This is a genomic window from Paenibacillus paridis, assembly GCF_006345825.1.
Classification (GTDB): domain Bacteria; phylum Bacillota; class Bacilli; order Paenibacillales; family Paenibacillaceae; genus Pristimantibacillus; species Pristimantibacillus paridis.
This window is the reverse complement of sequence record NZ_VCIX01000076.1, coordinates 136,790-152,057: the sequence shown is the minus strand read 5'-3', so window position 1 is coordinate 152,057 and position 15,268 is coordinate 136,790. Positions and strand designations below refer to the sequence as shown.

Annotated in this window: 5 protein-coding genes; 1 reads left to right on the top strand and 4 read right to left on the bottom strand. The window is 49.2% G+C overall.

What is annotated here, in order from left to right; translation table 11 throughout:
- The first annotated feature begins 264 nt into the window (after positions 1 to 264).
- Positions 265 to 3,816, top strand: coding sequence for an Npt1/Npt2 family nucleotide transporter (locus tag FJQ58_RS07545; RefSeq protein ID WP_139991873.1), 3,552 nt, complete (start codon positions 265 to 267; stop codon positions 3,814 to 3,816).
- Between the two features lie 170 nt (positions 3,817 to 3,986).
- On the opposite strand, the gene FJQ58_RS07540 is transcribed toward FJQ58_RS07545, so the two are convergent.
- From FJQ58_RS07540 to mutT, 4 genes are all read right to left on the bottom strand, one after another.
- A complete protein-coding gene (locus tag FJQ58_RS07540) occupies positions 3,987 to 5,840 on the bottom strand; it encodes a nuclease-related domain-containing DEAD/DEAH box helicase (protein WP_139991871.1) in 1,854 nt (617 codons plus the stop codon).
- A 233-nt stretch (positions 5,841 to 6,073) separates the two neighbouring features.
- On the bottom strand, positions 6,074 to 12,568 hold the full coding sequence (locus FJQ58_RS07535) for a phosphodiester glycosidase family protein (protein WP_139991869.1): 6,495 nt from the start codon (positions 12,566 to 12,568) through the stop codon (positions 6,074 to 6,076).
- Positions 12,569 to 12,795: 227 nt separating this feature from the next.
- Positions 12,796 to 14,718, bottom strand: coding sequence for a 3'-5' exonuclease (locus FJQ58_RS07530; RefSeq protein ID WP_139991867.1), 1,923 nt, complete (start codon positions 14,716 to 14,718; stop codon positions 12,796 to 12,798).
- Between the two features lie 161 nt (positions 14,719 to 14,879).
- Positions 14,880 to 15,266 carry an 8-oxo-dGTP diphosphatase MutT gene (mutT, locus tag FJQ58_RS07525; protein WP_139991865.1) on the bottom strand — a complete coding sequence of 129 codons (387 nt, stop codon included), beginning with the start codon at positions 15,264 to 15,266 and terminating at the stop codon, positions 14,880 to 14,882.
- Positions 15,267 to 15,268 lie beyond the last annotated feature (2 nt).

Sequence of the window (15,268 nt, the reverse complement as noted above, 5' to 3'; positions counted from 1 at the left end):
TCCACTCCAATTAGTAATATGCTCTCTATGTTCTGTTCCTTCCATCATAACATATGCCTATAATACTCACCTATAAAGGGTCAATGAACCTCGCCGAAACGGTCTTCTCGCTTCGCTTAATGGCACACCAATTCCGTAGGTCTCATTGCCTATGCGAATAACGCTGAAAACTAGCAAAGTTTGTTCCAATATGTATTTTTTTCATATATACTAATCTTCTTAGAAGCCTACAAGCAAGAAGATAAATAGAGAGGAATAAGAAACATGTCCAGCAACCGAGTGACCAACCCGCTGACGCTATTCACGCGCCAATTCCAGTCCGACCGGGCGGAATATACCAAAATCTTTTCCTTATTCGGCTACCTCTTCTTTATCGTCTCCGCCTCAACGATCAGCCGAACAGCCGCGGACACCTTATTCCTCAGCAGATATGACGCTTCCGTCTTGTCCTACATGTATTTGCCCCAAGCGGCAATTCTCCTGCTCACCGGCTTTATCTATCAGAAATTATGCGGTCGTTTCAGGACCGATCAAATGGTTGTCAGCGTCATCATCACGGCCTCTGCTCTTGCGCTCCTCTCGAGAGTTGCAGTCGGGATCGGCTTTGGCTGGATCTTCCCCGTCATCTATGTCGGCTACGATGTACTCAACTTTCTCATGATCGTCTGCTTCTGGCAATTTGCCACCTCCATCATGGACCAACGCAAAGCGAAGCGCATGATCGGGCTTGTCGGAAGCGGCGGCCTAGTCGGCGGTATTCTGAGCGGCTTCGGCCTCAAGCTGCTTGTGCAGCCGCTTGGCACCGAAAATTTGATTTTCATCTATGCGGCGGCGCAGCTGCTCTGCCTATTGTTTGTTCTGAGGCTTTTGCGAGGCGTACCAAGTCCTGTAGAGTTTTTTGCAATCAAATCCAATCTCAAGAAAATCTCCAAAGCACGGACACGTGTAAAAGAAGAAAAACAAGGCTTATTCCAAAGCGTGCCCCATCTCAAATATGTAGCCATTATGGCCGGAACGCTCACGATTTCGCTTACGCTTATCGACTACCAATTCAAAGTGATTCTGCGGGGCACTCTGCAAAATGAAGAGCTCGCCAGCTTTATGGGCAGCTTCTACGGCTTTGCGGGATTGCTGGCGCTGTTTATCCAGTTATTCATCTCCGGCAAAATCATTACCCGTTTCGGCGTCATGCTAGCCATTCTCGTATTTCCCATTGCCTTGTTCACCGGCAGCTTCGCCCTGCTGCTTATGCCTGTGCTAGCCGTCGCAACTGCGGTTAAAGCAAGCGATAAAGTGCTCGGCGATACGATTTATTCCTCTGTCAGCCAGCTTATCATGTTCCCGGTCTCGCCGGAGTGGCGAGGCAAAGCCAAGGGGTTTCTCGATGGCATCGTACGCAATGGAGCCAAGGGGATTGCGGCGATTAGCCTCATTGTGCTATCGCAATGGTTCAGCATCGAGCAGTTCAGTTATTTTATACTCGCGCTGATTGGCTGCTGTATCTTTGCCGCTGTGAAAATCAAAAAAACCTATCTGAGCATGCTGCTCTCCACCTTGCAATCTAAGGGGATGGACCCACAGGACGAACCTGATTTCGTCGATCCCGCCAGCATTCAGATTCTTTCAACGGCCCTGCACAGCCATGACAAGCAAGAAGCGTTATATGCCTTCAAATTATTAAGCGGCATTAAGGAATTTGATATGAATGTGCCAATCACAGCGCTTCTCCAGCATCCGGTTCAGGAAATGCAGATCGAGGCTTTGAAATTCATACAGTCCGAAACGCCTGTAGGTGCAGATAGCTTGCTTGAAGAGCATCTCTCTAGCCAAAGCGCTGCTCTTCGCGCACCTGCCATTCTGGCTTTGGCTGCTTATGCGAAGGAAGAACAGTTGGAGCGCATAACCGCTTACTTGCATGAAGCGGAAGTTGAGATTCGGGCAGCTGCTATTGTCGGCCTTATTAAATACTATGGGATTGAGGGCATGTTCCATGCCGTTGGCGTCTTGAAGCAGCTGCTGGAGAACGGCCAGGAAGAGGAACGAATTGCTATGGCAAGCTTGTTTGGACAAATTGGCATCGCCAGCTTTTATAAACCGTTAATTCCGATGCTGGAGGATGCTTCGCCGCTCGTTCGTATCCGGGCATTGGAATCCGCTGCCGTTCTGCGGGTACCTGAGCTCGTTAAGCATGTGATTCCACTTCTTAATGACAGTAAGGTCAGGGAGCAAGCCACAGCTGCGTTAAAAAATTACGAGGAAGCCGTCATCCTCCCCTTGCTTGAAGGATACATGACTGCGAAAGAGCTCCATCTTCACCTGCCGCGCGTGCTGGAGGAAATCGGGACGCAGGCAGCGCTCGATTCCTTGCTTCAGCATTACCTGCTGTTCACCCATGAGCTTCGGGAGAAAGTACTCGAATCGGCTGCGCGGATCCATGCGGAAGATACTCAAGTAGATAAGAAACATGCGGAACATCTAATCGATCAAGAAATGGCCTACTACTTCGAATGGGTAGAGCATAGCAAGGCGATTAGCCTCACAGGCGATGAGGCCGAGCTCTCTGAAGCAATCGAACAAATGCGGCAGCGGCATGTGAAGCGGATTTTTCAATTGCTCGCCTTTCTTTACGATTCAAAGGCCATTCATGCGGTCTATACGAATTGGAAGGATGGCAATGCTAGGCAGCAGGCGAATGCGATCGAAGTCATTGACCAACTGCTGAAGGGTAAGCTGCGGACCGATATGACCAAAATCATTTTAGCAGCGGCTGTTGGCAGACATGATTCTACCTCTCTGGAGCGTAAGGAGAAAGCACTGCGCTGGTTTTATGCCCAAAACGATCCCTGGATCAATGTAAGCATCGACGACTTGAGAGCAACGGAAGAGGAACGCGCGCAAGCAACGTTAATGAAGCAGGTTCAACTGCTGAAGCGCGTCACCTTGTTTGCCGGTTTAACGGGCCGGGATTTCTATAATATCGCACAGCGGCTGCAGCCGCTATCGCTGCCCAAAGGAGCCGAAATCGTCCGCCAAGGGGAAAACGGGGATTCTCTATATCTGATTGAGCAAGGCAAGGCCGGCATCTATATTAACGGAAATAAAGTCAATGAGCTGGGCGCTTATGCTTATTTTGGAGAGATTAGCGTTATTACGGATAGGGTACGCTCTGCTACCGTCCTCGCGGAAGAGGATGTTAAGCTGTATGAGCTGACCTCGGATGCGTTTTATGAAATTATTTTCGACCGGACCGAGATCGCCATGGAGCTGATGAAGCTGTTGTCGCTTCGTTTGCGCTCTACGAATGACAAGGTCGCATCGAGCCAGCTAGAAGCTGCGTTAGAGGCGACTGTAGCTGAAGATACACCTGCGATAACGGCGCTGGCAGACGAGGACCGTAACGAAACGATGATAAGGCGCATTCTGGTGCTTCAGAAAATCAGCCTATTTGCCCATTGCTCGCAGGATGACTTTATCAGGCTTGCCCAAATGGTCGAGGAATCGGTGTATGAGGCAGGCGAGCGGGTTTGTGCAATCGGTGAGGATGGCGACAGCATGTATGGCATTATCGATGGCACGATTCAGGTGCATAAAGGCTCCGAGCAGCTGGCAGCGCTTGGCGTTGGGCAATGCTTCGGGGAAATGGCCATCATCGACGGCCAGCCCCGCTCAGCCGATTGTACCGCAAGCAGCCGCACAATTCTCCTAGAGCTGACGCGGGAGCAGGTATTTGCGTTCTGCTTCCAGAAGCTGCATGTCTTAAAAGGCCTGATGCGCGTATTGGTCGAGCGGACGCAGGATACGGAGCGGCTAAGCTAAAGTGGTCAAGCAAAAGCTCCTTTGGCGTCCATTAGACGCTAAAGGAGCTTTGACGGTGAAATAGAAGCTCATTTTATGCGTGAAGCCTTTAAATTCTTATATTTAGAAAAAGACCGTCAGGATGCATAGGCTGCATCGTTGACGGTCTTTCTCTTTCCACGCGGGGGCGGTTAGCCCATGTGCTTGACGGATGTTTTCTTGTGCTTCCGCTGCTGCTGGAGCTCGTCCAGGTAAAGCGTGAACTTCGAATCTCCGCTATAGGAGATGCACAGCCAATCCAGCGCGCGGGTCATCGCAAGGTAGAAGAGCGAGACCTCGCGCTCCTCGGCCTCCTCAAGCGAGAGCGGCATATTTTCCGCGTTTACGATGAATACCGCTCGAAAATCGAGGCCTTTGGCCTGGTCAACCGCCAGGATCTGAACGCGGTCGTTAGAGCTGCCTTTGGCCTGCGGCGTACCAGCAGCTGCTTCTGCATCGGCCACCCCTTGAAACGGGAGGTTCTGACGCCCCAGCTCCTTGCGGATCAGATCTATATAGGACATATGATAATTATTTTTCACACGGTACAAAATTGCCATTTCCGCATAAGCGACCTTCCGTTCGTGATGCAGATGCTGGATGCGGGTGGCGACAGCCTCCATCTCCTCTTTTAAACTATTGCAACGCAATATAGCCGGCTCGGGCCCTTTGCGCCGCGTGCTTTGGGGAGGGATGATATCGACGCCGTCGATCGAGCCCTCCTGCATGCTGCTGCGGAGAAGCGAATGCTGCTCATAAAAGCTCCATGCGAACTGGATGATTTGGGCGGAGTTGCGGTAATTCATCGATACGATGCGAGAGCGTTCTTTCGATTCGTGACTCGCGTGCTGCGAGCCCGGCCTCAGCATATGATGAAGAAGCTTCAACCACTCCTGATCGAACGCCTGCCCCTCATCAATGAGTATCACATCATAGGACGGCAGAATCGCCTCTTTCCTCTCCAGCTTTGCAGTAAGTTCAGCCACATCAGCCGCTCGGACATTTAACTGGTTGAACAGCCACTCATGAAAATGATAGACCTCTACATTATGCTCATGGGCCTTCTGATCCTTTTGCTCCTCGAGCATAAGCCAGTCAAACAGATCCTCGGGCTCATCCATGAGCTCGTCAATGAGATCCCGCAGGATGACGGATAAGGAATGATTGTTGCTTAGGACAAGAATTTTCCAATCGGGATGCTGCTTGGCAAGCGCCTTGGCTCGATGGGCAAGGAGGCTCGTTTGTCTAGTGCTGCCTAGACCATTGCGGCGGGTAGCGGCGAGCGGGCTTGGCCTATTTTCCGAATGGAGATCGGCCGCCTTCATCGGATGCAGCGACAGCAAGAGCTGATTCTGATCGTCCTTTTGCTGGCGATACTCGGCGCTGATGCGCACCTCTGGCTGTAGGCAAGAGCGGATCGCGTGAATTTCCTCGTGTGACAAAATCGCGCTGCTGCGGCTCCATACCGTAAACATGCTATGAATTTTCTCAATGAGAAGATCGGCTGAGAAACCCGCTTCATCAGTGTCAACCTCGTCACGGCAAAGCACAAACTCAGGCGAAATCACGTCGTACAGCTGGTACTTGTCGAAATCCTCCTGCCGCATGCGGGTGAAAACCGTACCAAAACCGCAGCGGAACCTCAGCTGGCGTCCGTTCTCCTCCGCAAGCAGCGGGTCTTGCTTCAGCCGATTGCCGACATGCCGCGCTTTGTCCTTGGCTTGCTTATAGGGGTTCGTGACAGTCTCTATCCGTCCCGAAGACGTGTGAAGCTGCCATTCGTCTTGATCAATCTGCAATAAAGCTGACCGGGTATAGTCCCAGACCTCAAGCACCACAACCCCAAGATCCGGACCGATGATGACAAAATCAAGCTGTATCCCTTCAATTTCCGGTTCGTAATAGACCAAGTAGTCATCCGCTAAATGCTCCTTCAGCGTCCGAAACAGCATTCGCTCTCCCGCAGCCGCACTCGTCCGAATCACCTCGGGGACCATGTAAGCCATCCTTTGCCACCTCCCGTTTCCGTTTTTTCTGGTTGATGATAGTATAAAGCTCGGAGCGGGAACAAGCAAAAATATTTTCCTTATCGAGGGGAATTTTCTGTTCGATATGGAGGTATATCTTGGAGTGCAGCTTTAGTCACGCAGCACTTCTCCATGCCAGCAGCCCCACAACAAAAAGAACAGGGAGACAAGCAGCACGCTGCTTATCCCCCTGTTCCTTTCAGTCGTTTCCGTTATTTATTAATAAGGTGAAGCAAATTCAATATCATTTGCGCGCTTTCCGCCCTAGAGCCGTTATCTCCCGGAGCAAACTGCTCCTTCGAGCGTCCCGTGATTAGACCAAGGTCCGCCGCTTTCGCAATCGCGGCTTGCGCCCATTCCGGCGCGGAAGCCGTATCCACGAAGCTTACGCTGCCGATTGGGGCATTCAACTTCTTGCTCAGCGCATATTCGTAGCCTCTCACGAGCAAGGCCGCCATCTCTTGGCGGGTAATGGCAGCGTTAGGAGCAAACGCAGCAGCCGATACCCCGCTTACAATTCCGGCTTGGTGAGCCAAGGCTACTTCCCCCGCATACCATTTATCTGCAGATACATCCGTAAAGGCTAGTTCGGCCTCTCCCGTGATTCGAAGCGTCCGCACTAGCAGTGCGGCGAACTCCGCGCGAGTTACGGCTTGGACTGGATTAAAGCGGTCAGCGGACACGCCTTGAATCAGCTGCTTAGCCGCAAGCTCCTTTACCGTTTGGGCGGCCCAGTGACTTGCAGGCAAATCGCTGAAGGCTTTGTTATATTCCAGCATAGCATATGAACTGAAATGATTAATCGAAGCGGTCAGCCTTCCATTTTCCAGCTTGCCGCCGATATATTGAAGCTTACCGTCATCCGTCACATAATAAATGCCGAGTAAGGACGCGTCTGCTGACGGATCAACCGCGAAAGAAATGGTGATGGGCTGCTGGAACTGGCTTAACGTGACTGTTTTACCAGCCTCGGACGTCATGCTCAAGGTAAAATCAAGCATTTCAGCGCCAGCAGTTAACTGCGCGCCTGCTTGGCTTCCAGCCTTGGCTAGCATAGCGTCAGCTTCACTTCTCGCTAATGGTTTGGCTGTCAGCGATATTTTGCTCTTGTCCACCTCATCAGCCGGAAGCTGCTGCGTAAGGCTAGCGAGCACCGTTGCCGGAATGGTGATTTCCAGATTGTTAGCTTCAAGCTTAATCGCTGCACCAGCAAGCAATTGCGCAGCATTGCCTGGTAACACCAATTCACTCATGTTACTTTCCGACTTGATAACCATCTCGCCGTTCGTATTTTTATCTGCGAGCTGCTTCTCCGTTACGGTGATCACGCCAGTCGGAGTGGCCGATGGCACTGCTGTAGGCGCAGGTGTCGTTGCCGGCGTTGGTGCTGTTGTTGGTGCTGTTGTTGGTGCCGACGTCGGTGTCGGCGTTGGTGCTGTTGTTGGTGCTGTTGTTGGTGCCGACGTCGGTGTCGGCGTTGGCGTTGGCGTTGGCGTCGCTGATGGTACCGGAGTCGGTGTTGCCTCCGCTGCTACGATAATGACGAGTTCTGCCTGTTTACCGCCATAGCTTGCCATAATCGTCGCTTGCCCGGTCTGCAAAGCTACTGCGATACCGCCATTCGCAATATCAATGATCGTCCGGCTGCTGCTTGTTAGCTGAGCCTCCTTAGTAGCATCCTTGGTGCTGCCGTCACTATATACCGCTGTCACCTTCGCTTGCGCCGACTGGCCCGGAATCATTTTTGCAGGCAATCCGCTTAGCTCCAGCTTGCTTAATGTGATTTCCGGCTTGTCAGTCGTAACTGTCAGCATATATTTGGCGCTAAAGCCTCTATAAGTAACTGATATTTCCGTCTTGCCTTCCTTCTTCGCATGAATCTGGCCCGCTTCATTAATGTCAGCGACTTCCTCATTCGAGCTGGCGTAGGCAAGCCCTACCGTTACCGGATCTTTCCAGCCTGAACTGTAGACCGCCGTTGTTACTGCCGTATCTGTCGCGCCAACCTGAAGCGCCGTTTGACCCACTAGCGTGATTTCCTTTAGTGGATCTGTTACAGTAATCACGCTTTCGGCATAAATCTCCGAATAACCGCTAACCGTTGCCCTTACTGTCGCTTGCCCCGGTGTTACCGCCGTAACTAATCCCGCCGCATCTACCGTTACTGCACCTTCTGGCGCTGCTTGAACGATGGACCAGACCAGCGCTCTCGCCGTCGCTTCCTCAGGCCATACCGCTGCATTTAATTTCAGGGACTGTCCCGGTTCAAGCTCAGCGCTTGCCATGTCCAGCTTAACGCTCTCCGGCTCAACCTTAGCAATGGCAAACCGGTCAATTTCCCTGCCGTCAACCGTTCGGCCAATGACAACAATCTCATTTTCCGTTATTTCAACAGCCGTAAAGATTTGAGCATCCTCGTCAAAAATCTGCTCCTGCCAATAACGCGGCGTAAGCGCATAGAACTTAGGGCCGGAAGAACCGCCGATGACATATCTTGTGCCTTGTCCTTCCGCGACCTTCTCGCCGCCCTTCATTGGATAAGACCTCATATAAATGTGGTCATGGCCGTTCATGACGAGATCCACGCCATGCTTGTCGAAGACCGGTACCCAGATGGACTGCACCTTTTCATTCGCGTAGATGCTGCCATAAGGCCCTTGATGGAAGAAAACAACCTTCCACTTCTTAGTTGATTTCGCCAAATCCTCATCCAGCCACTTCGCTTGCTCGTCGAAGACTTGGCTGGACATCTCCGTATTCATCACCACAAAATGCGTGTCTTTGACATCAAACGAATAGTTAGAGCCTTTTACGCTTGCGGCCCCGTTTTGCGGGTTATGGAACTGTGCCAGATAGTCGCCGGCCCCGTTCGTTCCCATGACCTCATGGTTTCCGATGATCGGTACGAGCGTCGTGTTCAGCAGCTTCTCTTGCGCCGCCTCAAACCACCAGTCCCACTGCTCCTGCTCATACCCTTTGTCAACGATGTCGCCTGCATGGACGAGCATTTCCGCATCCGGCATATAGGCCGAAGCCTTCTCCAGCGTATTGCCCCACAGCGCGAAGCCCGCTTTCGAATCGGCCTGTGAGTCCCCGATAAACAAAAACTTCATCGTATCGCCCGAAGCAGCGCTGGTTCGGAAGGTGCCTTGTGCGCTCACATTTGTCTTGCCATCGCCGACCCGGTACACGTAAAGCGTATCCGGCGCAAGCTGCGTGGCTTCCGCTTTGTGCACGCGCATCGTTCCGTCATTGTTCGTGTTGTAGATCGAGCTGAAGCCTGTTATTCTGGTCACCTGGCTGTCCTCGAAGCCTTTAAATTCCGATTGCTTCGCCAGCTCAACGACCGTATCCGTCGTAAGCGGGTCTGTCTGCCAAGTAAATTGACGAGAGGTGCTCGGATCGCTCCCCATCGTCACATTCATGTTACGCGGCGCTGATGTTCCAGCATGAGGCGAAACCTTAAAAGTCATAACTGGACTGTACGCATTACCTTTTACCGCCTGTAACGTATAGGTGCCTGCCGCTCCAGTCGCTGCCACGGTCGACAACGTACCGTCCGCGCCCGTGCTGGCATCAGCCACCTCGACTTGATTAATTAGCAGCTTTGCTCCCTCCACTGCGGCATTGCCTTGTATCTCGGTCACTTTAAAAGCGGCCGAATAACCCATTCCGATCGTATAATGATCCCAATTCAGCTTGAGCTGCGTCTTCACGCTCGCTTCCGCAGCCGCCCCGATGAAGCTAATTGGCGTCCCCGCCCCTTCGGTAGAGATAACAGCGCCGGATGTATTTTCAATGACAAACGGCTTCGATACATCAACCGCCGTCTGCTCAAGCGTGAGCGGCCCGACATAATCATTGCGAACCGTGTACTGAATCTGTCCGATCATATCCGTATCGGCAAGGTTAGCCTCATTAAGATTTAACAGGTTTAAACGAATGCTGCCTTGCTCCGCATCTAGGATAGCTTCCAGCTGGTTGGCTTGCACTTTGGCGCCGCGGATCAGTTGAATGTCTTTTACCGCTGCCGGATCAAATTGGAACGCAATATGGCCTTCCTTTAGCTTGCTTGCTTTCTCTGCGCGGACATTTAACGTGTACGTGTTCCCCGCGAACAGCTCGCTAGGCGTATCGTAGATATAATAAGGCGATCCAAGATTGACCATGAAGTACCATTCTTTAATCGTCTGATTGCCAGCCATGTCCCGAATGGCCATTTTCACCTTATGACGTCCTTCTGCAAGCGGGAGGGTTGGTTTATACGTAATAAGGCCAGCCGGCGGATGGAAGCCATGCTCTACGAGCTGGTCATCCACGTATACCCGGGTTTTGGCAGGGTCAATAAGTGTGGTGCCCGGATGCTGAACAGGGTCGTAGCCCGCATCCTCGCCATGGACCGCAATCGTCGGCGTTGCTGTTTTGATAACTGCGTTCTCTGCCGGATAAATATCCTTGAACACCGGAGGCGTCGTATCTTCCTCGAGCGGTCCGTAAATGGCGCGGATGTCATCGATATACAAGGCCCCATCCGTCTTCTTAAGGTTGCTGGTCTCCATGTAACGAACCGGCATGTCCATCGTGAGCGGCGTCGCTTTCCCTTTTGGCACAGCGACCTCTACATACTTCCAGCCGATCCAGTCCACGCCGCTCACATTATCCGTAAAATCAACCGGAATAGCCGCATTGTTGCCGTCCCTGAGCTGGGCACGCAGCCAGTGCTTCTTCCCATCCCCATAAACCCACATGCTGATTTTTTCCGGATAACCGGGAATTTGAATGCGGTTTTGTGTGGAAGAGGCGGCTAAGTAAGCGCCTGAGGTTCCCGTTTTGCCAATAAAATCATACTCCAGCTTGAGCGCCTTATTCCCGCTTCTTACAAAATCCTGATCCGTTACCTCCACAATTCTCGTGTAGTTTGCAGCCGCATTCGATGCGATGTATTTGCCGAGGCCCGCCTCAAAGTCCTCTAGCATAACCGGCGGCAGACCCACGTTCACTTCAAATGAAGTTTCCACATTGCCGTACTTCGCAAAAATTTTGCCATGCTGCCCGTTCTCCTCTGTCGCATGAAAAACACCGTTCTCATCCACGCTGCCAATGCTGCCTTCCACTCGCCATTCAAAGCTGTGGTTGTCGGCTTGCACCGTTTGGCCATTGCGCAAGGCTTTGACCATCAGGGGTGTCTTGGCTCCTGAGGTATAGGTCTTGATGACATCCGGAAATTGAAGCGCCGTTAGCTGATCGACGACCTCAATTTCCCCATGACCCTGTACAGAGCCAGCGGTTGCTGTGACGACTCCTGTTGCGGCCTTAGTACCTGCGGTGAATACGCCACTCGCATTTATAGTGCCAAGCGATGGGTCCACCTGCCAGCCGAGGTTACCTTCATACGCTGCCGGATGTCCATTGGCATCGACTCCCGCTGCTTTAAACGTATACGATGAGCCTTGCAAAATACGCTCGGCGTTCGGCTGAATCGCAAGCTTCGATGCCGCCTGAAGCTCTGGCGCGGTGTTGATGAGCAGCAGGCCGTTGCCCGTCTTCCGCTCCCCGCCATCGGAGCCTTGGTTCAGCATTTGCACCTTGTTCGTGCCCGGGAGCTTCGCTACAAATGTAGAAGATCCGCCGCCGTCGAGGTTCATCGCGTTAACGACACCCATGTCCTTTAACATTTTCGCTAGCTCATCGGTTTCAACGCCTTCGCTAAAGCCCGGTGCCCTGCCGTCAATCTCAAACAGCACAATGCTGCCATCGGCCTTCGTCCCAATCGCAGTACGCGGATGAACGCCCTCTGGCCCAACATTCAGCTGCGGAATGCCATCCTTCACAAGAGGACCTTGTCCTCCAATCGCTACCGTCACTTGGCTCCAGTCGCCATCTAAAGCAAAGTCTGCGGTTACCTCGTCACCCGTCTGAAGCCCCGCAACAACCGCGCGTGATGTGCCAGATGCCGATAATACGACCTTTCCTTGTACAAGTGGCGCGTCACCTTGATCCTTGCGGACCTCAGCCACCTTCAGCTTCATCGACTGTCCGCTTTTCACTTCCCCTTGCACGATATCCAGTACGATCTCATCGCCTAAATTGGTCGATTTGGTCGAAGCATTGTAATCCGCTGTATATAGCACCAGTTGGTTCGTATCCCTATAACGGTTAATGCTGGTCAGGTTGGTTTTCAGTCCGCCGATCGTGACCGTCTTGGTCAGCTTTGGAGCGCCATAAATGGACGAACCGTCGGCTTTCAATCCAAATGTATATGCCGAAATCGGGCTATTCAAAATGCGCCCGCCATCCATAAACAAGCCATTCGGAACACCCGTCGCAAAGCCGCTGATTTCATAAAAGTCGCCATTAATGCCCGCAATGACTCGGCTGCCCGGTGCGTCTGCGTATGCGGCCATTTCGGCGACGCCCTTCATGCCGTACACTTTCCCGTCCTTGGTGCCTGCGCGCAGCTCCAAATTCGGGTTTTTCGGATCAAACGATACCGTATGTATTTTTTGCAAGCCGCGTTCATTCTCCATATCCATCCACGTATACACCGCGCCCGGCGCCAGCTCCGCCTGACGAACGTCGATGACCTTACCGTACTCTGTGGATGGAAGTTCAGTGATCGCCGCATTAACGATTAGTGCTGGCTGTAGTAAAGAGATTAATAGAGCAAGAATGATGAATGAGTTTGTTTTCCTTAAATACCTACTCACGATTCATTTCCTCCTTATGAAATATAGCTTCCATCAATAGGAAGCCTCATAAGGATAATTATAGGCAGTGAGTATGTGTGGGGTGTTAGTGGGGGGTTAAGAGAATATGAAGGGTATAGAAAAAACGCACCCCCGACAATCCGGGAGTGCTTCCTTTCCTTCCAAGAATTTTAAGTATACGTAACATAAATCTAATACTAAGCCCTTCACATTCGTATTTTATGCCATTATCCCATCTTTGTAGAAGTAGATTTATTTGCTATACTGAGCTGCTGTACTCCATCCAAATAGGCTGTAAATTTAGAGTTTCCACTATAAGAGATATGTAACCACTCTAGTGCACGAGTAATAGCAATATAAAATAATGAGACTTCTCTTTCCTCAACTTCTTCTAATGAAAAGGGCATATTTTCTGCATTCACAATAAATACTGCTCGAAAATCAAGCCCTTTTGCGCTATCAATTGTAGATATTTTTATTTTTTCACTAGCTTTGTCAAACTCCCGTTTTGTCTCTGAATTTTCAGTAATCCATTTATAAGGAAGTCCTGCTTCCTCAACCTGCTTACGGATAATATCAATGTATGATGTTTGATAGTTATTCTTTACTCGATATAAAATCACCATTTCAGAGTAAGGAATATTTTTAATAGTGTGCAAATCTATTATATGTTTGATTACAGACTGTATTTCTTCACAAAAACTATTACAACGTTTAATTAAAGGTTCTGGGCCTTTTCTCCTTGTACTTTGTGGTGGAATAATCTCGATGCCATCTAACGATCCTTCCTGAACCTTATTTTGAAGTACGGAATGATGTTGATAAAAATCCCAAGCAAATTGCACGATTTGAGCAGTATTTCGATAATTTATTGAAAGAATACGAGAACGGCCTCTGAAATCCAGACCTGTATTTTGCAGTAAACTTGATTTCCGTTTAAAAATCGATTGAGCTCTATCCTCTACCAGCAATAGATTTTGTGTATTGGGATTAAGCATATGATTAAGAAGTCTTAACCATTCCGGATCAAAATCCTGACCTTCATCTATTAAAATAGCTTCGTAAGATGGCAATATAGCTTCTTTTCTCTCTAGCTTCTCAATAAGTACAGGTACATCAATATCTCGGACGTTTAAAACTTTTCTTAACCATTCATGAAAGTTATATACTTCAACATTATGATGCTGGGAGATAGTTTGATTTTCTTCAGCTAAATTAACCCAATCAAAAAGATCTTCCGGTTCGTCCATCATTCGATTAATCATTTGCTGCAAACTTCTAGACAATGGGATACCATAACAAAGAACAAGTATTTTCCATTCGGGATGTTGCTTGGCTAAGATTTTTGCACGGCTAGCAAGAACAAGCGTTTTTCCACTCCCTGCAACACCACGAATTAACCGATGCCTATCACCTAATTGCTTTGCCATATTTTCCTGATGCAGATCCATTGTTTTAATATTGTGCAAGGATAATAATAGTTGATCTTGATAATTCGTCTGTTGTCGGAACTCTGCACTTATTCTAACCTCAGGGAACAGATGGTATCTAATAGCTTGAATGTCGTCCTCAGATAATACATACTTTCTGTGACTCCAGATAGTAAACATACCTTGTATTTTTTCAATTAATATTTCTGCTGAAAAAATATCTTCGTCCTGATCAATTTCATCACGACAAAGAACGAATTGAGGCGAAATTACAGAATACAAATCATACTTTATAAAGTCTTCCTGTTTCATTCTTGTAAAAACTGTTCCAAAACCATAAGCAAATTTTAATCGACCTGAATAATTACCTTCTAATTGTATGAGATTATGATCCTTTTTGAGCTGGTCAACTACATGTCGAGCATTATCTCTTGCTTGTTTATATGGATTTTTCACCGTTTCCATTCGTCCAGAAGATGTATGTAATAACCATTCATCCTGATTAATTTGATATAGGGTTGATTTTGTATAATCCTTTACTTCAAGAACGACTAAGCCTAAATCAGGTCCTATAATTACGAAATCAGGTCTTCTTCCTTGAATCTCCGGCTCATAATATACTACATAGTCGCTTGGTAAATGATCCTTTAGCGTCCGAAATAATAATCGTTCCCCAGTAGTCGCACTCGTCCGAATAACCTCAGGAATCATATAAGCCATCCATTGTCACCTCTAGTCTAATTTTTCCAGTTGTGAATATTATATAGTCTTTTAGACTAGATGGATACGGAAAAATATGCTCAAAGAACTATGCGGAAGGTTTAAAGGACTAATATAGTGTGTAAACAGTCTGAATATTGCAATACGTAATATAGCTAAACTTATTTATCTATTAAAAGTTGATTAACGAACTTAATATCCGCAGGAGCAAAATCATAGTCTTTCAGCTCTTCTCGATATACCCAGCAATATTCGTCATGGTCCACAAGTTTAATTTCACCTTCTATATATGTTGCTTTATAAGCTAATAACCGAATACATGTTGTACCATAGCAATGTTCATTTTGCGCAAAAAAAGAAGTAGGCTCTATCGTTATGCTCATTTCTTCCAGTAGCTCTCTTCGAAGACAGTCTTCTGGCGTCTCATTCTCCTCTAGCTTACCTCCGGGGAATTCCCATAGCCCAGCTTGTGATTTCTCTGAAGAGCGCCTTGCAATTAATATTCGTCCCTGCTTATCATCAATGATAGCAGCAGCTACTTCAATCAATG

Bases quoted from the DNA above. Each gene is read 5' to 3' on its own strand.
- FJQ58_RS07545 (WP_139991873.1), top strand. From the start codon at position 265: ATGTCCAGCAACCGAGTGACCAACCCGCTGACGCTATTCACGCGCCAA.
- FJQ58_RS07540 (WP_139991871.1), bottom strand. From the start codon at position 5,840: ATGGCTTACATGGTCCCCGAGGTGATTCGGACGAGTGCGGCTGCGGGA.
- FJQ58_RS07530 (WP_139991867.1), bottom strand. From the start codon at position 14,718: ATGGCTTATATGATTCCTGAGGTTATTCGGACGAGTGCGACTACTGGG.